18 protein-coding genes are annotated in these 23,165 nt (G+C 69.9%); 7 read left to right on the top strand and 11 right to left on the bottom strand.

What is annotated here, in order from left to right:
- Positions 1–69 precede the first annotated feature (69 nt).
- A complete protein-coding gene (locus tag ACFFIO_RS12090) occupies positions 70–603 on the top strand; it encodes an RDD family protein (protein WP_378042090.1) in 534 nt (177 codons plus the stop codon).
- Positions 604–641: 38 nt separating this feature from the next.
- On the opposite strand, the gene ACFFIO_RS12095 is transcribed toward ACFFIO_RS12090, so the two are convergent.
- From ACFFIO_RS12095 to lipB, 3 genes are read right to left on the bottom strand one after another with little or no spacing between them, the layout of a single operon-like run.
- Entirely contained in the window at positions 642–1,466 is an 825-nt protein-coding gene (locus tag ACFFIO_RS12095; protein ID WP_378042091.1) for a DUF4191 domain-containing protein, read from the bottom strand.
- A 12-nt stretch (positions 1,467–1,478) separates the two neighbouring features.
- The gene (gene lipA, locus ACFFIO_RS12100; protein ID WP_378042093.1) at positions 1,479–2,483 is read right to left on the bottom strand and encodes a lipoyl synthase; all 1,005 of its coding nucleotides are present in this window, start codon (positions 2,481–2,483) and stop codon (positions 1,479–1,481) included.
- Entirely contained in the window at positions 2,480–3,232 is a 753-nt protein-coding gene (gene lipB, locus ACFFIO_RS12105; RefSeq protein WP_378042094.1) for a lipoyl(octanoyl) transferase LipB, read from the bottom strand. Before lipB ends, lipA begins: the two co-directional genes overlap by 4 nt.
- Positions 3,233–3,343: 111 nt before the next feature.
- Between lipB and ACFFIO_RS12110 the strand changes: the two genes are divergently transcribed.
- The gene (locus tag ACFFIO_RS12110) at positions 3,344–4,906 is read left to right on the top strand and encodes a serine/threonine-protein kinase (protein ID WP_378042095.1); all 1,563 of its coding nucleotides are present in this window, start codon (positions 3,344–3,346) and stop codon (positions 4,904–4,906) included.
- Positions 4,907–5,005: 99 nt separating this feature from the next.
- On the opposite strand, the gene ACFFIO_RS12115 is transcribed toward ACFFIO_RS12110, so the two are convergent.
- From ACFFIO_RS12115 to ACFFIO_RS12130, 4 genes are all read right to left on the bottom strand, one after another.
- Positions 5,006–5,365, bottom strand: coding sequence for a hypothetical protein (locus ACFFIO_RS12115; RefSeq protein ID WP_378042096.1), 360 nt, complete (start codon positions 5,363–5,365; stop codon positions 5,006–5,008).
- Between the two features lie 3 nt (positions 5,366–5,368).
- Complete coding sequence (gene sucB / locus ACFFIO_RS12120; RefSeq protein WP_378042098.1) at positions 5,369–7,255, bottom strand: 2-oxoglutarate dehydrogenase, E2 component, dihydrolipoamide succinyltransferase; 1,887 nt, start codon at positions 7,253–7,255, stop codon at positions 5,369–5,371.
- A 103-nt stretch (positions 7,256–7,358) separates the two neighbouring features.
- Positions 7,359–8,738, bottom strand: coding sequence for a dihydrolipoyl dehydrogenase (gene lpdA / locus ACFFIO_RS12125; protein WP_378042100.1), 1,380 nt, complete (start codon positions 8,736–8,738; stop codon positions 7,359–7,361).
- A 122-nt stretch (positions 8,739–8,860) separates the two neighbouring features.
- Positions 8,861–10,435 (bottom strand): leucyl aminopeptidase, encoded by a 1,575-nt coding sequence (locus tag ACFFIO_RS12130; protein ID WP_378042101.1) that lies wholly within the window; start codon positions 10,433–10,435, stop codon positions 8,861–8,863.
- Between the two features lie 172 nt (positions 10,436–10,607).
- Here ACFFIO_RS12130 and ACFFIO_RS12135 point away from each other — a divergent pair, with 172 nt between their 5' ends.
- The 3 genes from ACFFIO_RS12135 to ACFFIO_RS12145 all read left to right on the top strand — a co-directional run bounded on the left by ACFFIO_RS12135 (position 10,608) and on the right by ACFFIO_RS12145 (position 14,630).
- Positions 10,608–11,675 (top strand): PAC2 family protein, encoded by a 1,068-nt coding sequence (locus tag ACFFIO_RS12135; protein WP_378042103.1) that lies wholly within the window; start codon positions 10,608–10,610, stop codon positions 11,673–11,675.
- Between the two features lie 95 nt (positions 11,676–11,770).
- Positions 11,771–13,027: a DUF4192 family protein gene (locus tag ACFFIO_RS12140; protein WP_378042105.1), complete on the top strand. Its 1,257-nt coding sequence runs from the start codon at positions 11,771–11,773 to the stop codon at positions 13,025–13,027.
- 346 nt (positions 13,028–13,373) lie between these two features.
- Complete coding sequence (locus ACFFIO_RS12145; protein WP_378042107.1) at positions 13,374–14,630, top strand: RNA polymerase sigma factor; 1,257 nt, start codon at positions 13,374–13,376, stop codon at positions 14,628–14,630.
- Between the two features lie 208 nt (positions 14,631–14,838).
- On the opposite strand, the gene ACFFIO_RS12150 is transcribed toward ACFFIO_RS12145, so the two are convergent.
- Positions 14,839–15,066 (bottom strand): DUF7455 domain-containing protein, encoded by a 228-nt coding sequence (locus ACFFIO_RS12150; RefSeq protein ID WP_159551305.1) that lies wholly within the window; start codon positions 15,064–15,066, stop codon positions 14,839–14,841.
- A gap of 382 nt (positions 15,067–15,448) precedes the next feature.
- Between ACFFIO_RS12150 and ACFFIO_RS12155 the strand changes: the two genes are divergently transcribed.
- Both ACFFIO_RS12155 and ACFFIO_RS12160 read left to right on the top strand, forming a co-directional pair.
- Positions 15,449–17,569 (top strand): DNA gyrase/topoisomerase IV subunit B, encoded by a 2,121-nt coding sequence (locus ACFFIO_RS12155; RefSeq protein WP_378042109.1) that lies wholly within the window; start codon positions 15,449–15,451, stop codon positions 17,567–17,569.
- A 10-nt stretch (positions 17,570–17,579) separates the two neighbouring features.
- Positions 17,580–18,212 (top strand): class I SAM-dependent DNA methyltransferase, encoded by a 633-nt coding sequence (locus ACFFIO_RS12160; protein ID WP_378042111.1) that lies wholly within the window; start codon positions 17,580–17,582, stop codon positions 18,210–18,212.
- A gap of 3 nt (positions 18,213–18,215) precedes the next feature.
- Here ACFFIO_RS12160 and ACFFIO_RS12165 read toward each other — a convergent pair whose 3' ends face one another.
- From ACFFIO_RS12165 to ACFFIO_RS12175, 3 genes are read right to left on the bottom strand one after another with little or no spacing between them, the layout of a single operon-like run.
- Positions 18,216–19,214 carry an NAD-dependent epimerase/dehydratase family protein gene (locus ACFFIO_RS12165; RefSeq protein ID WP_378042113.1) on the bottom strand — a complete coding sequence of 333 codons (999 nt, stop codon included), beginning with the start codon at positions 19,212–19,214 and terminating at the stop codon, positions 18,216–18,218.
- Positions 19,211–22,081 carry an alpha/beta fold hydrolase gene (locus ACFFIO_RS12170; protein WP_378042115.1) on the bottom strand — a complete coding sequence of 957 codons (2,871 nt, stop codon included), beginning with the start codon at positions 22,079–22,081 and terminating at the stop codon, positions 19,211–19,213. Before ACFFIO_RS12170 ends, ACFFIO_RS12165 begins: the two co-directional genes overlap by 4 nt.
- A complete protein-coding gene (locus ACFFIO_RS12175) occupies positions 22,078–23,100 on the bottom strand; it encodes a 3-oxoacyl-ACP synthase III (RefSeq protein WP_378042117.1) in 1,023 nt (340 codons plus the stop codon). Before ACFFIO_RS12175 ends, ACFFIO_RS12170 begins: the two co-directional genes overlap by 4 nt.
- Positions 23,101–23,165 lie beyond the last annotated feature (65 nt).

Genomic DNA, 23,165 nt, shown 5'->3' on the forward strand with positions numbered 1-23,165 from the left:
GGACCCTGGTGAGGCTCCTGGTGGGTCCGCCGGAACGCCGATGAGCTCACGGATCGGTAGAGTGGAGCCGTGGCACGAACCCCCCAGACACCCCCTTCCTCCGGCGACGATCCTGTGGCCGGTTCCCGGCGACGCGACTCCGGACGGCATCCTGACGAACCCCTGGTGACCCGGCGGGACATGGCCGGCTGGGTGGGCGGCACAGCACGCCCGAACGTTCAGGGCCGCTGGCCCGGTGAGCGGCTGGGCCTGGCCCAGGACGGTCCCACGTCGATGGCCGGATGGGGCCGGCGCATCCTCGCCCTCCTCATCGACTGGTTCATCGCCATGATCATCTCCGGCGTGTGGTTTGAGGGGAATCCGCTGGTGACGCTCGGGATCTTCGCCCTGATGCACGTGCTGTTGCTGAGTCTGTTCGGCACCACGATCGGCAAGCGTGTGGCCCGGATCCAGGTGGTCCGCCTCGGCGGCGCCATGGTCAAGCCGTTGCGAGTGGTCCTGCGCACCGTGCTGCTGTGCCTGGTGGTGCCGCCGGCCCTGTCCGACCCGGACGGCCGCGGACTCCACGATCGGCTGGCCGGCACCGTGGAGATCCGGATGTAGTCCTCTGCCGCCGCAGACCTCTCAGCGGCGAGTGCCGGCTACCGGCCGCGCATGGCCTTGCGGTCCGGGCGGGCGCGGTAGGGATCGATCCCCTTCGGGATCGGCATCTTGGTGGAGCCCAGGGAGTTCAGCCGCTTGTCGACGGCCTGGACCTCCTGCTTGGTCAGCGTCTTCTTCATCCGCTTGAGGGTCTTCGCGAGGTCGTGCAGCTCCACCTGGTCCGCGCCGTGTCCGGTCGCGAGCACCTGGATCGGGACGTTCGGCAGGAAGCGCTGCATGTTCTTGCGTTCCTTCTCCACCAGTGGACGGACGCGGGTGGTCGGCCCCTCGGTGATGAGGACGACGCCGGGGCGGCCCACGGCACGGAAGACCGCGTCCTGGGTCTTCGGGCTGACGGCCACCGGCTGCTCCGGGACGATCCAGCCGCGGCGCAGGGTCGACAGGGCTGCACCGGCTGCTCCGGGGCGCCCGTCGATCCGGGCGAAGGCGGCACGCTCAGCCATCCGGTTCATGATGATCACGGCGGCCAGCAGGCCGAACGGGATGGCGATGAGCAGCCAGGTGATCCAGTTGTTCAGCAGCAGGCCGACGGCCAGGCCGACGACCAGGGCGCCGACGAAGGCCAGTGCCATCCACAGCACGACCTTGGGGTCGTGCGCCCGGGTCATGGAGAAGACCTCGCCGAGCTGCTTGAAGACGCCCGGCTTCTTCGTGGCCTTCTTGCGTGCCTTCGTCTCGGCCTTGTTCCCCTTGGCCCGGATCTTCTCCTGTTGGCGACGTTCCTTCTGGGCGGTCTTGACCGCCCTCAGGCTTTCGCGGGTCGACTGGGAGGAGGATGCTGCGGAATCAGTGCTCTTGGCCATAGTGGCCCCAGTCTACCGGCCCGCGAGCAGCGACGCTGCCTCTTGGCGCGTCGAACCGGACTCCTCGATGTGTGACAGGTTCGACGGCATCTCACGGCCCAGCTTGCGCATGGCCGTGGCGTACAGGCGGCCGGCGCGGTAGGACGAGCGGACCAGGGGGCCGGCCATGACGCCGGCGAAACCGATCTCCTCGGCGCGTTCGGACCAGTGCACGAACTCCTCGGGCTTGACCCACCGGTCGATCGGATGGTGCAGCTTCGAGGGGCGGACGTACTGGGTGACCGTGATGATGTCACAGCCGGCCTCGTGCAGGTCCACGAGGGCCTGGTCGATCTCCTGGTCCTCCTCGCCCATGCCCAGGATGAGGTTGGACTTGGTCAGCAAGCCGTCGGCCTTGGCCATGGACAGCACGCGCAGGGACTTCTCATAGGTGAAGGCCGGGCGGATGGCCTTGAAGATCCGCGGCACGGTCTCGAGGTTGTGGGCGAAGACCTCCGGACGGGCGTCGAAGACCACCTGGACGAGGTCCGGGTCGGCCCCGAAGTCCGGGGGCAGGATCTCGATGCCGGTGTTCGGGTTCAGCTCGTGGACCTTGCGGATGGTCTCCGCGTAAAGCCAGGCGGCACCGTCCTTCTGGTCGTCCCGTGCCACCCCGGTGACGGTGGTGTAGCGCAGGTTCATCTCGCGGATGTTCTCGGCCACGCGGCGCGGCTCATCCAGGTCCAGGGCCTCGGGCTTGCCGGTGGCGATGTCGCAGAAGCCGCAACGGCGGGTGCAGGTGTCGCCGCCGATCAGGAACGTCGCCTCACGGTCCTCCCAGCATTCGAAGATGTTGGGGCACCCGGCCTCCTCACACACGGTGTGCAGCCCGGAGGACTTCACCTTGTTCTTGAGGTCGATGTACTCGGGACCGATCTCGACCTTGGCCTTGATCCAATCCGGCTTGCGTTCCACGGGGACCTCGGCGTTGCGTGCTTCCACGCGCAGGAGTCGGCGGCCGTCGGGGGATGCGCTCACTGAGGTGTTCCTTCCACAAGGGTTTTCGTCGTTGCGTCGCCGTCCGCGGTTCCGGCCGGCAGGACCTGGGGCACGGGGGCGATGTGTCCCGGTGCCAGCGCGGCGAAGTGCTCCTGGACCGTGGCCAGCACGTCCGCCGGGGTGATGGTCCGGCCGGTCTCGGCCGAGATGGTGGTGGAGCCGGCATCGGAGATGCCGCACGCGATGATGTGCTCGTAGGGCTCCAGGGAGTTGCTGCAGTTCAGTGCGAACCCGTGCATGGAGACGCCGTGGTTGACCCGTAGGCCGACGGCGGCGACCTTGCGGTCCGGCCGGAGCCGGCCGTCACCGTCGATACCGCCGAGGATCCACACGCCGGAACGGCCGTCGACCCGCTCACCCGTCAGGCCGTGGTCGGCCAGGGTGCGGATGATGGCCTCCTCGAGGAACCAGACATAGTCCTTGACCGCGGCCGGATCTGCCAGTCGCACCACCGGATAGCAGACCAGCTGCCCCGGGCCGTGCCAGGTCAGCTTGCCGCCGCGGTCCACGTTCACCACCGGTGAGCCGTCGTCCGGGAGGTCCTGGGGCTCGGTGCGCTTGCCGGCGGTGTAGACGGCGGTGTGCTCCAGGAACAGGACGGAGCCACTCGAGGATCCTGCGACCACCTCTGCGTGCAGCTGCTGCTGGAGGTTCCACGCCGAGAGGTAGTCGACGGTGTCCGGGGAGAGTCCCAGGACGCGGAACGGAGGCATCGTCGTCACGGGCATGCCTCCACTGTAGCCCTGCCCCCGCAAGCCGTGGATAACCCCAGCAGAGGTGACGGGGGACCGGCAGGATGGATGACGCAGGATGACGTGTGCTGACCGGAAGGAGACCCGATGGAATCGTCGACACCGTGGCCTCAGGTGCCCGGTTGGGAGATCCGGCGTGAACTGGGGCGTGGAGGCAGCTCCACCGTCTGGCTGGTGGCCGACGAGGAGGGGTCTGAAGCGGCGTTGAAGATCCCGGACCACCGGGTCGAGGCGGCTGCCGAACTGCTGGACATCGAGGTGAAGGCTGTCGGAGAGCTGGACCATGATCACGTGGTGCGCCCTCTGGGGGTGGTGTCCACCGACCGCGGTCCGGGCCTGCTCAGTGAGTATCATCCCGGCGGCTCGCTGGGCGCCCTGGTCCGGGCGGCCGGGCCGCTGCCCCTGGGCCAGGTCGTCACCGTGCTGGTGCCGGTCGCCCAGGCACTGCAGGCCCTCCATGAGCACGGTGTGGTCCACGGTGACGTGTCACCGGGCAACATTCTCTTCACGGTCATGGGCCGTCCGGCCGTCTCCGACCTGGGCTCCTCGCGGCTCCTGGGTGGTCCCGGCCGCCGCTTGGGGACGCCGGGGTTCTCCGCCCCGGAACTCCACCAGGATGGCGTCCCCGGGCCTCCGGGCGGAGACGGCCCCGGTCTGAACCCCGCAGCAGACGTGTACTCGCTGGCCGCCGTGGGGTGGTTTGCGCTCACCGGACGTGCGCCGGCCGCCACCTCATCCCGGGCTCCACTGCCCCTGATCGTGCCGGACATCCCCCTGGACGTGGTCGAACTCCTGGAGGCCGGCCTGGAGGAGGACCCCGCTCGTCGTCCCACCGCTGAGCGGTTCGTGATGGCCTGCTACCGATGGGCCACCCCGGTCCCCGTGGACCTGTATCCCTCGGCCGGCCCGGACGTGGCGATGGAGCTACCCACCCGCCGTCGGGAGACCGAGGGAGACGACGCCGGACGCAGGGTTCGTAGACGGCGCGGACAGCGCGGACAGCGCGGACAGCGCAGAAGACGTGGACAGCGCGGATGGTCGGTCCGGCGTGGCTGGATGCTGGGTGGGGGAGTGGCCACCACCCTCGTCGTGGCAGTGACGGCCGGCCTGTACCTGGCTGTCCCCGAGCCGGACCCGGTGCAGGATCCGTCGGCCCGGGCGGCGGCGAAGGCTCCCGTGCCTTCCGGCGCCCAGACCGCCACGGCTCCGGAGGCCGGCGAGGATGCCGCCTCCAGTTCCCCGGAGCCGGCCGCGACGACTGGACTCGGCATGGACCAGGTCGCCGATGCGGCGGACTCCCTGGGGGAGGCTCGCACCGCGGCGCTCAAGTCCCTGGACCGCCGGCACGTGGCGGTGTACAGCCTGCCGGACTCGCCCGCCTTCGCCGAGGATGTCCGCCTGCAGGAGCAGTTGGAGGCGCAGGGCCTGCGTTTCGAGGGCTTGCGCCTGGAGACCGCCGTCACCGGCGCGATCGAACAGGCCGATGCCTCGACGGCCACTGTCCCGGTCGAACTGACCATCAGTCCCTATCGCACGGTGACGGCCAGCGGGGACACCGTGGCAGAATCCCCCACGCCCACCGTGGAACGATTCACCGTCCACCTGCAGCGGACCACGGCGGGCTGGAGGGTGAGAGAGATCCTTCCCTGACCTGCCGGACGCCTGGACCGGAGGGGCAGGTCATCCGGGGACAGAGACGGCGGCCGACCGGAGAACCGGTCGGCCGCCGTCAGCGGTGCGTGGCGTGGGTCAGGAGTAGTCCTGCCACAACACGGCGATCAGGATGTTGATCAACCCGAGGCCGCCCGTGGCGTGGGCCAGCCCGGTCGGGACCGGCTCGCCCTTGTTCTCCTTGCGCCGGCCCAGCAGAGCCGTGATGAAGACCCCCAGGCCGACGACCAGCTTGACGCCGATCTTGGCGTGGTTCACCGGTCCGTCGCCCATCTCGGCCAGGACGGTCAGCAACAGACCGGAGACGATCATGCCCCAGGAGCCCCACCACTGCGACTTGGTGACGGTCGGGTTCTTGAAGTGGGCCAACCACCCGCCGACGATCGCGGCGGCGGAGATGATGTGGATGGCGACGAACAGGGCGGTCACGACCTCCACGGGCTACAGCCCCAGCTCGTGGGCGAACTCGCCCGCCTCGAGGCGGGCCTTGACGGTCTGCAGGAAACGTCCGGCATCGGCACCGTCCACGAGGCGGTGGTCGTACGTCAGGCTCAGGTACATCATGTGCCGGATGGAGATGGTGTCATTGCCCTCCGGATCGGTGATGACCATGGGCCGCTTGACGATGGTGCCCACGCCCAGGATCGCCACGTTGGGCTGGTTGATGATCGGGGTGTCGAACAGGGCCCCCACCGAACCGAAGTTGGTGATGGAGAAGGTCCCGCCGCTGAGCTCGTCCGGGGAGATCTTGTTGTTCCGGGTCCGATCGGCCAGATCGGCGATCTTGCCGGCGATCCCGGACAGGTTCAGCGAGCCGGTGTCCTTGATCACGGGGACGAACAGACCCTTGTCCGTGTCCACGGCGATCGCGATGTCCTCGGAGTCGTGGTAGGTGATCTCCGAGGTCTCCACGTTGAATTCGGCATTCAGCTTGGGGTGCTGCTTCAGCGCCTCGGCCGTGGCCTGGGTGATGAAGGGCAAATAGGTGAGCTTCACGCCGTTCTTCTGCTGGAAACCGACCTTGGCCTTGCCGCGCAGGGCGACGATGCGGGTCATGTCGATCTCGTGGACCTGCGTCAGCTGGGCCGAGACGTCCAGGGACTCACGCATGCGCTTGGCGATGGTCTGGCGGATGCGCGGGGCCTTTTCAGAGGTGCCGCGCTTGGCCGGATCCACGGTGCTCGCGGCAGCGGGGGCCGGAGCCGAGGCTGCTGCGGACGGGGCTGCCTGCGCGGCCGGGGCCGGTGCGGAGCCGGCCTGCTTGGCCTTGGCTGCCTCTGCGGCCACCAGGACATCCTGCTTGCGGATGCGGCCACCGACGCCGGTGCCCACCACGGTGGACAGGTCCACATCGTTCTGCTGGGCCAGTCGGCGCACGAGCGGCGTGACATAGCCCTCACCCGGGGCCGTTGCCTGGGCGGAGGGGGCCGGTGTGGAGGCGGGAGCGGACGGTGCCGGCTTCTCCTGCTTCTGCTCCGAGTTCGGAGCGGACTCGGACTGCTCTGCCTTGTCCGCACCCTTGTCCGAACCCGTGTCCTCGGACTTCTCCTCAGACGTGTCCTCGGACTTCGTCTCGACCTTCGCTTCCGACTTCTCGGTCTTCTCCTCTGCGGGTTCCGCCGGCTTGTCCTCGGCGGCCGAACCGCCGCCGGAACCGGAACCGACGAGGGCCAGGACGGCACCGACCTCGACGGTCTCGTCCTCCTGGACCTTGATCTCCTGCAGCTTGCCGGCCACGGGGGAGGGGATCTCGGTGTCCACCTTGTCGGTGGACACCTCCAGCAGGGGCTCGTCGACCGCGACGTCGTCGCCGATCTCCTTCAGCCAGCGGGTGACGGTGCCCTCGGTGACGGATTCGCCGAGAGCTGGCAGGGTGACCTCGGTCGATTCGCCGGAGCCCTGTTCCTCAGCGTCCTCGGCGGCGACCTGCTCGGAGGAGAGCTCCTGTCCATCGGTGCTGCTGTCGCCGGCCTCGTCGTTGGCCGGGGCCTCGGCGGGTTCCTCGGAGGATTCCTCCGCGCCGGACTCTGCGGGTTCCTCCGCGTCGGCCTCAGCGGCGGCCGGGGCGTCGTCGGACGAGCCGCCGCCGGAGCCGGAGCCGATGCGTGCCAGCGGGGCGTCGACCTCCACGGTCTCGTCCTCCTGGACCAGGATCTCCTCGAGAATGCCGGCTACGGGGGACGGGATCTCGGTGTCCACCTTGTCGGTGGAGACCTCCACCAAGGGCTCGTCGACGGCGACCTCGTCGCCGACCTCCTTCAGCCAGCGGGTGACGGTGCCTTCGGTGACGGATTCACCAAGGGCCGGCAGGTTCACGGTTTCAGACATGTCGTCCCGTTTCTCCTCAAGTGCGTGCCGGCTGCCCGCCGGCGTGACGATGGTTGGTGGCCGACCCCTGGCGGGGCCGGCCGGTTGCTGTTCTGGGGTGCGGTCAGCCGTGCAGCGGGTGGCCGTTCAGGGCCATCGCGGCTTCGCCGAGGGATTCGTTCTGGGTCGGGTGCGCGTGGACGAAGGCGGCCACGTCCTCCGGGTAGGCCTCCCAGTTGACGATCAGCTGGGATTCACCGATCTGCTCGCTGATGCGCTTGCCGATGCCGTGGACGCCGACGATCGGCCCGTTCTTCTGGCGGACCATCTTGATGATGCCCCCGGTGCCGAGGATGGACGACTTGCCGTTGCCGGCCAGGTTGTAGGTGGTGGTCTCCACGTTGGACTCCCCGAACTTCTCCTTGGCCTTGGACTCGGAGTAGCCCACGGACATGATCTCCGGTTCGGTGAAGGTCACCTTGGGGATGTTCACGTCCTCGACGATGATCGGGTTGTTGCCGGCGATCTCCTCGGCCACGAAATGGCCCTGCTGGTAGCCGCGGTGTGCCAACTGGACGCCGGGGACGATGTCACCGATGGCGTAGATGTTGCCCACCCCGGTGTGCAGGCGCTCATTGGTGATGACGAAGCCCCGGTCCAGGGGGATGCCCTGCTCCTCGTAGCCCAGGCCCTGGGTGACCGGGCCGCGGCCCACGGCGACGAGGCAGACCTCGGCGGTGAACTCCTTGCCGTCGGCCAGGGTGACCTTGACGCCGTCGCCGGTCTCCTCGACCTTCTCGAAGAAGGTGCCCAGGTTGGACTTGATGCCCTTCTTCTTGAACTCGCGCTCCAGGATCTTGATGATCTCCGGATCCTCGTTCGGGACGAGGTGGTCCAGGCCCTCGATGATGGTGACTTCCACACCGAACGAGTTCCATGCGGAGGCGAACTCGGACCCGATGACGCCGCCTCCGAGGATGATGGCGGACTTCGGGGTGTAGTCGAGCTCAAGGGCCTCGGTGGAGGTCATGATCTTGCCGCCGATCGGCAGGCCGAAGGTCTTGGCCTCGGAGCCGGACGCCAGGATGATGTTCTTCCCGGTGTAGCGGGTCCCGCCGACCTCGATCTGGTTCTGGGAGACGAGCTTGCCCTCACCCTCGATGACCTGGACCTTGCGCATCTTCAGCAGCCCGGTGAGGCCCTTGTACTTGCCGGCGACGATCCCGTCCTTGTAGGACTTCACCCCGGCCATGTCCACGGACTCGAGGGTCGTGTGGACGCCGTACTTGGCGGAGTTGCGGGCGTCGTCGGCCAGCTCGGCGGCATGCAGGTAGGCCTTCGTGGGGATGCAGCCCCAGTGCAGGCACGTGCCACCCAGCTTGGCCTTCTCGATCAGTCCCACGGTCATCCCGTATTGGACGGACCGCAGCGCGGCGGCATAGCCGGCGGAGCCACCGCCGAGGATGAGTACGTCGAATTCCTGGGCGGTTGCCTCTTCGGCCACGATGGTGCTCCTCACAATCAGGTGCCAGGGTCTCCGGCACCCTTCGGGGTTGGGTGATGATCCCGTCGGGATCGTCGCTGTGATGCCTGGGTTTTACCTTAGCCGCACGGGACCACTGCCTTCTACTTCCCGCGCGGCAGCCCGGCACGTCGTTCGAGGTAGGCCACCAGGGTCCGGACCATGACGCCGGTGGCGTCCTTGGGTGTGTAGCCGTAGGCGCCGGAGTCGTTGAAGGACGGGCCGGCGATGTCCAGGTGGGCCCAGGGAGTGGGCTCGGCCTTGGCCGCCCCGGGGGCGCGGCCGGCGTCGACGAACTCCCGCAGGAAGGCGGCAGCCGTCATCATCCCGCCGAAACGGTCGCCCACGTTGGACAGGTCCGCCACCGTGGAGTCCAGCGAGGCCCGCTGGTCCTCCGGAATCGGCATGGCCCAGGCGGCCTCACCGCTGGCATCGGCCGCGGCCACCAGTTCGGTGCGCAGGTCCTCCGTGCCCATCACCCCGGTGGTCCGGTTGCCGAGGGCGATCATCTGCGCGCCGGTGAGGGTCGCGATGTCGATCACGGCGTCCGGCGTCTCATCGGTCGCGGCCACCAACCCGTCGGCCATCACCAGGCGGCCCTCGGCGTCGGTGTTCATGACCTCGACGGTCTTGCCGCCGTACATCGTGATGACATCGGAGGGGCGCTGGGCGGTGGCCGAGGGCATGTTCTCGGCCATGCACAGCCAACCGGTGACCTTGACGGGCAGTTCGAGTTCGGCCGCTGCGGCGACCACGGACGCCACGGTCGCCGCACCGGCCATGTCCGACTTCATCGTGGTCATGGACGTCGGCGGCTTCAGGGACAGGCCGCCGGAATCGAAGGTGATGCCCTTGCCGACAAAGGCGATGTGCGGGGCGTTCCGGCCGGCCGCTGCCGGCGTGTACTCGAGCTTGACCAGCCGCGGGGGCCGCGTGGAGCCCTTGCCGACGTTGAGGATGCCGCCGAATCCGTCCTTCTCCAGCTTCTTCTCATCCCACACCGTGACCTTGATCGGCAGCGTCCGCACGGCCTCGGTCACCTCCTCGGCGAAGGACGCCGGGAACAGGTGGGACGGGGGCGTGTTGACCAGGTCCCGGGTCGCGCGGACCGCGCGGGCCACGACGGCGGCGTGCTGCAGCACCGGCCCGGTCACCTTGGGCTTCAGGGAGGTCACGACGGCGGCGCGCTCCACCGGGTTCTTCCCCTTCGCCTGGGCCTCGGCCGAGCGGAAGGCGGTGAACGAGTAGGCGGCGAGGGCGGCTCCCTCGGCGACCGCACCCAGCAACTCGGGGGTCTCGGCCGGCAGGCCCAGGGCAACGGACGGGGTGCCCGAGAGCCGACGGACGGCTGCCCCGGAGGCTCGGCGCACGGCCTCGGTGGACACCCCCGCACCTGGCTCGCCGGTGATCCGGCCGACGCCGGTCAGCACCAGCAGGGGGAACGGCAGGGGGTCCAGCCCCGGGATCCGCACGACCTCGTCGGCGGCGCCCGTGACGCCGAGTGCCTCGAGCGAATCCGCCAGGGCGCGTGCGCCGGCGTCGGGAAGCGGGTTCGGCAACAGTACCGGCCCGTCATCGGTGGAGCAGACGCCGACGACCAGGGCCGAGGCGGCATTCTTGCTGTTCTGGGACAGCTTGGGTCCGATGGCGGTCAGGACAGGGCTGAAATCGTTGATCACGTGGGTGGTTCCCCTCGGTGGCAATGGGCGTGGGTGGTTGATCCGGGTCTGCCACGATCCTAGCCACGGAATACGAGCAGGCCACAGTACGTTGGTACCACCAATAGGGCCGGAGCCGCTGGCCCGGCCTCGATGCACCGCCCCCTGACCCGAGGCACCGGAAGGACGCACCATGCAGGATCCCACCACGCTGTTTTCGCTCGAGCCGGCCGGCCGCGACCTGTTGGCCGGTGGCTTCGACGGTGCCACCGCGCTGCGCGGCCTGGGCATGCTGGCCGTCTTCGGCGGGCACATGGATGCCGGTCACCTCTCCGAACAGGTGCGGGACACCGTCTTCGACTCGTTGGACCACAAGCTGCTGGCCAGCTATGACGCGGACCAGCTGATCGACTACCGCTCACGCCGGCCGCAGATCACGTTCGACGGCGAGCGCTTCCGCGACTACCAGTCCCCCCGGTTGCAGCTGCACCTGGTCTCCGACTCCCTGGGCCGGCCCTTCCTGCTGCTGTCCGGCCCCGAGCCGGACTACCAGTGGGAGCGTTTCGTCTCCTCGGTGCTGTTCCTGGTGGAGAAGCTGGACGTCAAGCTCGTCGCCTTGATCGATGCCGTGCCCATGCCCGTGCCGCACACCCGGCCCCTCGGCGTGACGGCCCATGGGAACCGCGACGAGTTGGTGGCGGGCCTGTCCACCTGGAGCCCCCAGGCACGCATGGTGTCCGGCGTCGGCCAGCTGCTCGAGTTGCGGCTGGACGAGAACAACCGCGGAACCACCGGGTACACCCTCCACGTCCCGCACTACCTCAACGATGCCGCCTACCCCCAGGCCGCCGTCGCCGCGCTGGAGTACGTCGGGGCCGCCCTGGGCCTCATGCTCCCCACCGAGGAGTTGCGCGAACGGGGCCGCGAGGTGGACCGGGAGCTCGACCGCCAGACCGGCTCCTCCCGTGAGGTCACCGCCATGGTGGAGGGCCTGGAGAAGAACTTCGACCAGAACTCGCCGGGGGCCGGCCGCTCCCTGCTGGTGGGTCCGGACGAGCAGGTCCCCGATGCCGAGGAGCTGGGCGCGGCCGTCGAGGAATACCTGCAGAGCCAGCCGCGCCATGCCCTGGACGCCGGCGGGGGCGTGCGGCCCGAGGACGGGGACGCTGGGGCGGACCCCGAGGACCCCGAGGAACCTGCAGCCCCAGAGGACCCTGAAGGCGGCCCGGTGGAGGGGCCGGACAGCCGCGCCCAGGACTAGTCCGCTACTCCACACCCGGCCGAGACCGCCCACAGCCCCACAGCCGGGGGTGTGGGCGGTTCCGTGTCCGGCAGCGAGGCGGAAGCGTGGAGGCCATGCACACAGACCTCCCCGACGACCGTGTCCGTCCCGGCTTGCCGGCCTCGATCCCCGCCCCGGTCAAGGCCGCCGGAGTGGCCGATCTGATCAGCTATATCCAGCACACCATGGGCTTTCCGCCACGCAACAGCCTGGCGGCCATCAGCATGACCGGACGGAACCTGGGTGCCGTCCTGCGTTGCGACTGGGACCCCGGCACGGTGAGGTCCTGGGCGGACCACTCCGCCTATGCCCGCCAGTTCGCCGGACACCTGGCCCGGGACCAGCGGGCGGACGGCTGCGTGGCCGTGCTCTTCCGTGATGATGACGACCGGGATGATGACGACCGGCAGGTCGAGGAGGAACCGACCAGCGAGTCGGATCGCCTGCTGGCAGCCGCGCTGGAACGCAAACTCAGTGAGGTCGGCCTGCCCCTGATGGAGCTCTGGTTGGTGGCCAGGGGACGCCACTGGCACGTGGACTGTCCCGCACCGGGATCGTGCTCCGGCCATGGTTCACCGGCCTCCTGGGCCGAGACCAGCGTCGTCAACACCTCCCTGATCGTGGAGGGGTCCGTGGTGGAGGAGGAACCGGTGGGCAGTGGGCTGCCGCCCGCCTCGGAGGACTTCTCCGTGGAGCTCGCCTGGGCGCTGCGGAACATCCGGGAGATCGGCCTCGGGGTCAGCGCCGATGATGAGGCCGAGGACCTCGAAGAACTGGTGTACTGGCTCAAGGCCTGGGAGCGGGTCCTGGCGGGCGAGGGGCTCCCGGTGCAGCCGACCGAGAGGGCCGTCCTCATGGCCGGGCTGCTCCTGGTCGAGTGGCGGGACTGCCTCCTCGCCGCCGCGAGCTTCACCCTGGAACGCGCCCTGTCCGGCGCCGCCTGGATCGGCACCCTGCCCGTGGAGGCGTCGTTGGCCTTCGAGGCCGAACCCCGCGAGGTCAACGGAGTGCTCTATTCCTCCGTCATCCTCGCCGCCAGCCGCCGCGCGCCAGACTGGGAGCGCATCGCCCACCTCAAGAACGCCTGCACAGTGCTGCTGCCGGAGGCCGCCGGACCGGTGGCGTCGGCCCTGCGGTGCCTGGCGGCCTGGGTCGAATGGGCGAGGGGCCGTGGTTCTGCCGCCGGCAGGATCCTGCTCGAATGCCGGCACGAGGACCCGGACTACCCCCTGGGGCAGCTGCTGGGCGAGATCGTGGACCGGGGGATGCTGTCCGGCTGGGCCGCCCGGCGCGAGACCGCGTGGTCGGCCACGGCCCGCAGGACGAGGTGACACCCCGTCTCCGCGGCCGACCGGTTGATCAGTGGCGGCGCGCGGGAGGCCCTGATGCGCCGGTCCGGTGATTGCCGTGGCATAATCGGCGGGGCCGACCCCGGCTCTCGTTGACATCCCTCCGCCCGCCGAATCTCCGACCACACGTCGGGGTGCGGGAAAATCGGTGAGACGGGAACAAAAGTGCCAGGGGGGTCGTTGACCACATGAAGACCCTGCGTCCGCGGGTCCGGAAGAACGGGATCGTCATCCCGTGGCCTCCGGGTGCAGTTCCAGCGGATTTGACAGGGTCATAGTGGTGTTGACCGTTAGGGGCCCTTCGGGATGCCCGTACGAAAGGTATTGAGTGACTACTTCTTCCAAGAAGATCGAGACGCAGGGCAGCACGGCCGTCGAGGACGCCGTTGCGGAGGACCAGGGGGCGGCCAAGGCCACCGCTCGGACGTCCGCCCCGAAGTCGAGTGCCACGAAGACCACGGCGACCAAGGCCGCCGCGAAGTCCGGACGGACCAAGACTGCGGCCGCGAAGCCCTCCGAGGAGGCCGTGGACGCCTCCGACTCCGAGGCTGAGACCGATGAGGCCACGGACGCCCCGGCAGCCTCGGCCGAGGCCGAGGAGACGAGGACCCGCGGTGGATTCGTCGTCTCCGACGCGGAGGACGACGCCCCGGTCCAGCAGGTCGTGTCCGCCGGTGCCACGGCCGACCCGGTCAAGGACTACCTCAAGCAGATCGGCAAGGTGGCCCTGCTCAACGCGGAACAGGAAGTCGATCTGGCCCTGCGCATCGAGGCCGGCCTGTACGCCGAGCACAAGATGAAGGACGAGCCCCCCACGGAGGCCCGGCTGCGGCGGGACATGGAACTGGTCATCGCCGACGGCCGCCGTGCGAAGAACCACCTGCTCGAGGCCAACCTGCGCCTAGTCGTCTCCCTGGCGAAGCGCTACACCGGACGCGGCATGCTGTTCCTGGACCTCATCCAGGAGGGCAACCTCGGCCTGATCCGCGCCGTGGAGAAGTTCGACTACACCAAGGGCTTCAAGTTCTCCACGTACGCCACGTGGTGGATCCGCCAGGCCATCACCCGCGCCATGGCGGACCAGGCACGCACCATCCGCATCCCGGTGCACATGGTCGAGGTCATCAACAAGCTCGCCCGCGTGCAGCGTCAGATGCTCCAGGACCTGGGCCGGGAGCCCACCCCGGAAGAGCTGGCCAAGGAACTGGACATGACCCCGGAGAAGGTCGTCGAGGTCCAGAAGTACGGCCGCGAGCCCATCTCCCTGCACACCCCCCTGGGTGAGGACGGCGACTCGGAGTTCGGCGACCTGATCGAGGACTCCGAGGCCGTGGTGCCCGCCGATGCCGTGAGCTTCACGCTCCTGCAGGAGCAGCTGCACTCGGTCCTGGACACGCTCGCGGAGCGCGAAGCGGGTGTGGTGGCCATGCGCTACGGCCTGACGGACGGCCAGCCGAAGACGCTGGACGAGATCGGCAAGGTCTACGGGGTCACCCGCGAGCGAATCCGCCAGATAGAGTCCAAGACCATGTCGAAGCTGCGCCACCCCTCGCGCTCCCAGGTGCTGCGCGACTACCTGGACTGAGCCCGACCGTCCCGGGCCGGCCGCCCCGAACCCGAGGGTGAGGAGCGCCGGCCGGCGGGACACCCACCGCAGCACAAAGGCCCGGCACCTTCAGGTGCCGGGCCTTTGTCGATCGTGGACGCCGTTGATCCTGGACGTCGTGGATCGGGTGCCTCAGTGCCGGGTATGAGCCGGAGTCTGACGGATGGCGATCCGTGGGGCGGACGCCTCAGTCGGCGTCGACGGGCTGCTTCTCGTGCAGCTTGTTCGTCTCGTCCTGCCACAGGGTGGTCTGCGGACGGAGGGTCTCCTCCACTGCGCGGGCGTGGTGGCCGCAGAACAGCAGTTCGCCGCCGCTGTGCAGGACAGCTCGGACGTAGGCCTGGGCCCCGCAACGGTCGCAACGGTCGGCACCGGTCAGGACCGGCGGTTCAATCGTCGTGGCGGTGGTGGTCATGTTGGCCTCCTCATGTGGTGCCCCTGTTCCCCTGGGACCGGTCCGCACGGACCGGGGGGATCGGTACTTGAAGGGTACTGCGTACACCTACGGAACCATCATCCTCGCACTTTTGCCCGCAGGCGCGAGCGTGGAGAGCCCATTTTCGCTGATTGCGTACCTGACGGTGCTCCGCCGGGCTCTGCCCCCGGCGCCCGACGTGACCGGTATCCGTGACGCCTGACGTGACCCGCCGCGGCCCGAGGTCAGCTGATGTGGCGCGGTCCCCGCCCGGTTCCCGCCGAACGGCGCCACGTGCCGATAACCTGAAGGACGATCATCAACCACCTCGTGAACCGGCGAGGGGACGCAGCAGCAGTCATCAGGGAAGTCAGGGAAACACATGTCCGGCAGCAGTGAGTACAACGCCCGGCACCTCTCCGTGCTGGAAGGCCTCGAGGCCGTCCGTAAGAGGCCTGGCATGTACATCGGCTCCACGGACTCCCGCGGCCTGATGCACTGCCTCTGGGAGATCATCGACAACTCCGTGGATGAGGCGCTGGGCGGCCACGGCCAGTCCATCGCCGTCACCCTGCACGCCGGTGGCGCGGTGGAGGTGGAGGACAACGGTCGCGGCATCCCGGTGGACATCGAGCCGAGGACCGGCCTGTCCGGCGTCGAGGTGGTCTTCACCAAACTGCACGCCGGTGGCAAGTTCGGCGGTGGCTCCTATGGGGCCTCGGGTGGGCTGCACGGCGTGGGCGCCTCGGTGGTCAACGCCCTCTCCTCCCGACTGGACGTCCAGGTGTTCCGCGGGGGCAAGATCCATCAGCTGTCTTTCCACCGTGGCGAACCCGGTCAGTTCACGGACACGGGGTCCACCGCCCGGCCTGACGCTCCCTTCACCCCCTCCGCCGACCACTCGCCGATGGAGATCGTGGGCAAGGCCAAGCGCGGGCAGACCGGCACCCGGGTGCGGTACTGGGCGGACGAGCAGATCTTCACCCCTGACGCGAAGTTCTCCTACGAGGACCTGCAGCAGCGGGCCCGGCAGACCGCCTACCTCATCCCCGGACTCAAGATCACGCTGCGGGACGAGCGCCGGCTGCCGGACACCCCCGGCGAGATGGGCCCCCATGAGGAGGTCTTCCACTACGACGGCGGTATCTCCGAGTTCGTGGACCACCTCTCCTCCGTCAGCCCGATCACCGATGTGTGGCGGCTGCAGGGCTCCGGCACGTTCTCCGAACGCGTTCCCGTCCTGGGTGAGGACGGCCGATCGGCCATGCAGGATGTGGAGCGTCAGTGCGAGGTGGACATCGCCCTGCGCTGGGACGTCGGCTACGACACCCACCTGCGCTCGTTCGTCAACATCATCTCCACTCCCAAGGGCGGCACCCACCAGTCGGGCTTCGAGCAGGCGATGCTGAAGACCGTCCGCAAGGTCGTGGAGGCCAATGCCCGCAAGCTCAAGGCCGGCAACGACAAGCTGGAGAAGGACGACGTACTGGCCGGAATGACGGCGGTGCTGACGGTCCGCCTGGCCGAGCCGCAGTTCGAGGGGCAGACCAAGGCGGTCCTCGGCACCCCGGCCGTGCGCCAGATCGTGGCCAAGGTGGTCGAGCAGCAGCTCGGCGCCATTCTGAAGTCGACCAAGAAGCACGAGAAGAACCAGGTCTCGGTGCTGCTGGAGAAGGTCGTCTCGGAGATGAAGTCCCGCATCTCCGCCCGGACGCACAAGGAGAACCAGCGGCGCAAGAATGCCCTGGAGACCTCCACGATGCCGGCCAAGCTGGCCGATTGCCGGACCACGGACGTGGGGTCCTCGGAGCTGTTCATCGTGGAGGGTGACTCCGCCCTCGGCACGGCCAAGCTGGCCCGCTCCTCGGACTTCCAAGCCCTGTTCCCGATCCGCGGCAAGATCCTCAACGTGCAGAAGGCCTCCGTGGGGGACATGCTCTCGAACGCCGAGTGTGCCGCCCTGATCCAGGTGGTCGGCGGTGGTGCCGGCCGCAGTTTCGACCTGTCCTCTGCGCGGTACGGCAAGGTCATCCTGATGACGGATGCGGACGTGGACGGCGCTCATATCCGCACCCTGCTGCTCACCCTGTTCTTCCGCTATATGCGCCCCATGGTCGAACAGGGGCGCGTGTTCGCCGCCGTGCCGCCCCTGCACCGGGTGGAGGTCGTCCACTCCGGCAGCAAGGCCAACGAGGTGGTCTACACCTACTCGGAGAACGAGCTGCACGGCCTGCTGGCCCGTCTGCAGAAGGGCGGCAAGAACTACAAGGAACCGATCCAGCGGTACAAGGGCCTGGGGGAGATGGACGCGGACCAGCTGGCGGACACCACCATGGACCCGCGCGTGCGGATGCTCCGCCGGGTGACCATCCCCGAGGCGGAGGAGGCCCTGCAGCGGGCAGAGCACGTCTTCGACCTGTTGATGGGCTCCAATGTGGCACCGCGCAAGGACTTCATCATCTCCGGTGCCAGCGAACTCGACCTCGACCGTATCGACACCTGAGGTGAGGTCCGTGCCCTGGCCCGGCCAGCCCGGCTATGACGCCCTGGCGGAACTGTATGACCGGACCTTCCCGGGCCCCTGGCAGCGGCCACTGGACCGGCACTCCGTGGACGCCTTCGCCGACGCGCTGCCCCGAGGCGGGACCATCCTGGACCTGGGGTGCGGCACCGGCCACGTCACCGTGGAATTGGCCTTCCGCGGCTTCAACACGCTCGGCGTGGACCCCTCGGCCCGGATGCTGGAGATCGCGCGCAAGCGCTATCCGCAGCGCACCTGGATCGCCGGCGACGCGCACTTTCCCGCCGCCGACCCGGTGGTGCGCGCCGCCGGTCCCGTCAGTGGGATCCTGGCCCGGTTCAGCCTGATCCACGTCCCGCCCGGACAGGTCCCGGCGGTCCTGCAGTCCTGGGCGGCGCACACGGAGCCCGGTTGCCAGGTGCTCCTGGTGTTCCAGGGTCTGTTGGAGTCCCGGCAGGATGTGGAGGAGTTCCCGCACGCGGTGGCCCGGGCCTGGCGATGGAACCCGTCATCGTTGGCCCAGGCCCTGGACGCGGCCGGCTTCGCCGAGACGTGGCGGGTCATCGTCTGCCCTGACGAGGACCACGAGTATCCCGAGTGCCATCTCAGCGCCGTGCGGCGCTAGGACTCACCGTCGTCCGTAGTGCGCGGCCAGCAGCTCCAGGCCGCGGTCGATGGACACGGCCGGCACCCAGTCCAGCTCCGTCCGGGTCCGACGCTGGTCGAACCAGTGCGCCGTGGAGAGCTGTTCGGCCAGGAACCGTGTCAGCGGGGGTTCATCCGCGTCCCGGCCGAGATCGGCCGCCTCCCAGATCCGCTCGATGACGGCGCCGGCGCCCCGGGCGAGGCCGCCGGGGAGCCGCAGCCGGGGCTCGGGGGCGCCACCGGCGGTGGCCAGCCCCCGGATGAGCTCGCCCACCGGGCGGGGTTCGCCGTTGGTGACCACGAGTTCCTCCCCGTGGACCCGGTCCACCGCGGCGACGGCAGCCACCACGGCGTCCACGGCGTTGTCCGAGTACAGGGTGTCGATCAGGGCGGCGGCCGGCCCGAGCAACGGCATCCGGCCGGCCCGGGCACGGTCGATGATGCGCTCGGTCAGCTGCGTGTCCCCGGGGCCCCACATCAGGTGCGGGCGCAGGGCGAGCACGCGCAGGTCCGCGCTGTCCGCGGCCAGGGCCAGCAGTTCCCCGGCGGCCTTGGTGCGGGCGTAGTGGCCGCGCGCGCGGTCCGGGTCCGCCGGCCCGGCGCCCTCGCCGACGATCGACGTCCCGGCATGGGCCACGGATGGCGAGGAGATGTGGATGAACCGCTCGGCGCCCGCCCGGCGGGCGGCCTCCAGGACGGTCGCCGTGCCCCCGATGTTGACCTGCTCGAACTCCTGGGCGGGTCCGGAGACGGAGACCTTGGCCGCCACATGGACCACCGTGTCCCGCCCGGCCATGGCCCGCTCGACGGCCGCGGCATCGGTGACCGTGCCCAGGACGTCACGGGCGCCGGTCACCCCGGAGGGACGGCGCTGCAGGGTCACGACGTCGGCCCCGGACTCCACGAGGCGGCGCGCCACCCCGGAGCCCAGGAGCCCGGAGGCGCCGGTGACGAGGACGCGGAGAGGCGGTGCGGCACTCACGGGGAGCCCACCTTCCCGCCGGACAGGACCTGCTCGGCCCACCGGGCGATCCGGGTGCGGTCGATCTTCGAGTTGTGGCGGATGTCCACGGGGACCCGATCCGTCACGAGCACCGCCGCCACGGGAACCGGTGCCGCGGCTGCCCGCACGGCCGCCGTCAGCTCACTGGGGGCCAGTCCGGGGCGTGGCCTCCGGGCCCGGTCAGGCGTGGGGACCTCAACGACGGCGACGACAGCCTGGGTACCCCGCGGGCCCACAGCGACGACGGCTGATCGGGACACGCCGTCGAGGGCGTCGATGCGCGCCTCGGGGCCGCCGGGCGCCACGGGCCCCTCGGCCGTGATGGCCACGTGCTGCAGGCGGCCCTCGATCCAGAGCCGGCCGGCGGTATCCAGGTGGCCCACGTCCTGGGTTCGGTGCCAGTCCAGCCCGTCCTTGGCATCCCGTCGGCTCAGGGAGTCGGTCAGCCACAGCCGGTCGTACCCCGCCTTCTGGTGGGGTGCGGAGATGACGACCTCGCCCAGGACTCCGGCGGCGTCGGGACCCTCGAGGAGGGTCCCGGTCGGGCTGCCGTCGGCCTCCAGCGGGTCGATGGCGATGCGTACGGGGCCCACCGGGCGGCCCACGCACACGCCGTCGTCCGGGCTGGTCCTTTCCGCGGTGGTGGTGTCCGACCGAGCCGAGAGCTCGATGATCGCCTCCCGGTCGATGTCGGCCAGCAGGAGGGCCTCGGTCATGCCGTAGGGCGAATGGAACTCGGCCCGGGGAAAGAGGGAAGCCACCTGTGACATCAGCTGGGGGTGGACCGGGGCGCCGGCGGACAGCACCAGGTCGAGGCGGCCGAGCACGGCGTGGTCCTCCGGTCCGAGCTGACCAGCGGTCGCCACGACATTGCGCAACGCCGCGGGAGAGGCGAAGAGGATGGTGGCGTGGCCGGCACGGGCGGCCTCGGCGACGGCCTGCGCCGTCAGGGTGGCAGGTTTGGTCACGGACATGTCCGGGGTGACCGAGGTGGCGCCGATGGCCGGCCCCAGCAGGGCGAAGGGTGCGAACCCGGCCAGCAGGGAGGAGCCGGGCCGGACGTGGAAGACGTCCTGAAGCAACCCCGCCAGGGCAGAGAGGCGGCCGTGGGTGTAGAGGACGCCCTTGGCCGGCCCCGTGGAGCCGGAGGTGTAGAGGATGGCGGCCGGATCGGTGGGGGCCGGCACGTGGACGGTGCCGTCCGCGTGCCGCGCGCCCGGGAACCGCGTCCCGTCGTGGTCCTGGGCCATCCGGTAGAGGCTGTCCTCCACGCCGAGGGCCCGCGCCAGGGGCGTGGGCAGCGTGGAGACGGAGAGGCGGCGTCCCGGCCAGCGCTGGGACCGGGCCACGGCGAGTCCGGGGACCTTGCCGATGACCCAGTCCGGCCGTGCCGCCCGCACCGCGCGGGTCATGCCCGCCACGCCCAGCCCGGCGTCGGCGACCACCACGACGGCACCGATCTTCAGCGCCGCGTACAGGGCCGCGGTGAGGTCCCGTCCGGGGGTGACCATCATGGAGATGCGGTCGCCCGGGCGGACCCCGCGGGCGACCAGGCCGGTGGCGATGGCGTCCACGACGCAGGACAGGCGGTTCCAGCTCAGCGGTGTCTGGTCGTCCCCGGCCATGTCCACGAGAGCCGGGGCGGAACTGGCGCGCCAGTCGTCCAGGTAGGACCACAGCGGCCGGGCGGTGGTCTCGTTCCAGCCGCTCTCCACGGTGCCGGGGTCGGCGTCTGACCCCGCGTCACCCTGGATGGCGGGGACAGCGCCCTCGGGGCTCCGGGTGCGGGCGGTGCCGTCGAGCACCTGTCCGGCCCACCGCAGGATCGGGGTGGCGATGTCCACGTCCTCGGCCAGCAGGTGCCCGGCCGTCTCGAACCGGTGCAGGTCGGCCTGGGGGAGCCGCTGCAGCAGATCCGCCTGGTACCGGTCCAGGAACACCGGGTCCCTGGGGCCCCACAGCAGCAGGGCGGGCTGGGTGAAGTCGGCCACGGAGGCGGCCACCCGGCGCAGTTCCGGATGGGAGGCGTGCTGCGGCCCCACGGGGATATCCGCCACGAAGCCGCCGATCCCGCCGCGACGCTCCGGAGCGGCATAGGGGGCGTGATAGGCGGCTTTGAGGTCGCTGTCCAGGCCGGGGTGGCCGAGTGCCGTCGTCACCCGCAGGAAGGCATCGGTCAGGACGGTGGAGCCGGCCAGCAGGGGGCCGGCGAGGGCCGCCTGCAGCGGGGCCGGGATCGGCTCGGACTCGTCATGGTGGACGGCGGTGTTTAAGGCCATCGCGGCGGCCACCAGGTCCTGGTGGCGGCCGGCCCAGCCGAGGGAGACGACGCCGCCCCAGTCGTGGCCCAGGGTCAGCAGCGGGTGGCCGGCGCGGGCCTGGACATCGAGTCCGAGGGCGGTGACGAGGGCGTCGAGGTCGGCGAGACGGCCGCCCAGGGTGCGGTAGCCGGCGTCGTTCGCGGACACCGGGTCCGGGGCGCCGGCCGCAGCGGCGGGACGGGGGAGGGACCCGTGCGGCAGGCGCTCGGAGAAGCCCATGTCCAGTTGGTCCGGGGCGACCACGCGCCACACGGGGCCCTCGCCCTGCAGGGCGGTGCGGACGGTCGCGGCGGCCAGGGAACGCCACAGGTAGGACCAGGTCGGGTTGCCGTGCACGGCCAGGATGGTGCCGTCCGGCTCCACGCCGGACTGGGCCAGGACATCCCCGGTGTCCAGTACGTGCAGGGTCCGCTGGCCGTCGACCGTGGCGATCGGCACGAGGCGGCTCCAGGCCGGGTCCCAGCCGGGAAGGGGGACGGAGGCGGAAACGGCCGGCAGGGTGGCTGGGGCGGCGGGGATCCTCACCAGGCGATCTCCAGCATGGCGGTGTTGAGCCCGGAACCGACGCCCATGCAGAGCACCTTGTCGCCGGCCGACAGCTGGTCCACCTCCCGGGCCAGGGTGATCGGCAGGGACGCCGGTCCGACGTTGCCGAGCTCGGGGAAGGTGAGGGGGAACAGGGCCGGGTCCAGGCCGGTCGCCTCGGTGATCGAATCGGTGTGGAGCCGGGAGACCTGGTGCGTGACGTAGCGGTCCATGTCCGACCAGCCCCAGTCTGCCGGGACGTCGTTCCAGGCGTCCATGACGAGCTCGAGTCCGTCCTTGAGCAGGGCGGTGGAATCCGTGAACATGCCCTTGTGGTCGCCCACGCAGAGGTCATGGTGGTCCGTGCCGGCGCGGGTGATGCCGCGGACGATCCGGTGGCCCTCGGGGTGCTGGTCGGTGCGCCCGATGACGGCTGCGGCGGCCCCGGAGCCCAGGGTCAGGGAGGCGAACTGCTCCATGAAGTTGCTGCGGTCCACGCCGTCCTGCTTCAGGTTCTCCAGGGTGGCCTGCTGGACCTTGACGGAGTCCTCGCCGGCCACGACGACGGCGTAGTCGACCTGACCGGAGTCGATCATGGAGGCTGCCAGAGTGATGCCGTTGACGAACCCCAGGCATGCGTTCGTGATGTCGAAGTTCGTGGCGGAGGTGGGCAGGCCCATCTCATGGTGGATGCGGACGGCCACGGACGGTTCAAGGGTCTCGCGCGTGACGGAGGTGTTGACCATGAGCCCGATCTGGTCCGGCCGGACGCCGGCCTTGGCCATGGCCTGGCGGCCGGCTTCAGCGGCACCCAACTGGAAGTGACCGGGGTGCTCCCAATTGCGGCGTTCATTGACGCCCGCGACGCGCGGCAACAGACCCTTGGGGAGCCGCAGCCCCTTCAGGACATCGGCCAACTCCTCGTCGAGCTCTGCACTGGTCACGGTGACAGGGGCCAGTACTTCCGTCACGGAGAGGAGTGAAGCGTTGGAGTGACGGAATGTCGCGTTGCCTTGCACTATGGGGCCTGGTCCGTTCGTGGGGGTCAAAGGGGTTGGATGGTGGGGAGGTGGCGGTGAACGCC

This window comes from Citricoccus parietis, from assembly GCF_042433045.1.
Classification (GTDB): domain Bacteria; phylum Actinomycetota; class Actinomycetes; order Actinomycetales; family Micrococcaceae; genus Citricoccus; species Citricoccus parietis.

What these genes read in the sequence shown, in the direction of transcription:
- ACFFIO_RS12095 (WP_378042091.1), bottom strand. Translation starts at nt 1,466, where the DNA reads ATGGCCAAGAGCACTGATTCCGCAGCATCCTCCTCCCAGTCGACCCGC.
- ACFFIO_RS12110 (WP_378042095.1), top strand. Translation starts at nt 3,344, where the DNA reads ATGGAATCGTCGACACCGTGGCCTCAGGTGCCCGGTTGGGAGATCCGG.
- lipB (WP_378042094.1), bottom strand. Translation starts at nt 3,232, where the DNA reads ATGCCCGTGACGACGATGCCTCCGTTCCGCGTCCTGGGACTCTCCCCG.
- ACFFIO_RS12150 (WP_159551305.1), bottom strand. Translation starts at nt 15,066, where the DNA reads ATGACCACCACCGCCACGACGATTGAACCGCCGGTCCTGACCGGTGCC.
- ACFFIO_RS12135 (WP_378042103.1), top strand. Translation starts at nt 10,608, where the DNA reads ATGCAGGATCCCACCACGCTGTTTTCGCTCGAGCCGGCCGGCCGCGAC.
- ACFFIO_RS12155 (WP_378042109.1), top strand. Translation starts at nt 15,449, where the DNA reads ATGTCCGGCAGCAGTGAGTACAACGCCCGGCACCTCTCCGTGCTGGAA.
- sucB (WP_378042098.1), bottom strand. Translation starts at nt 7,255, where the DNA reads ATGTCTGAAACCGTGAACCTGCCGGCCCTTGGTGAATCCGTCACCGAA.
- ACFFIO_RS12140 (WP_378042105.1), top strand. Translation starts at nt 11,771, where the DNA reads ATGCACACAGACCTCCCCGACGACCGTGTCCGTCCCGGCTTGCCGGCC.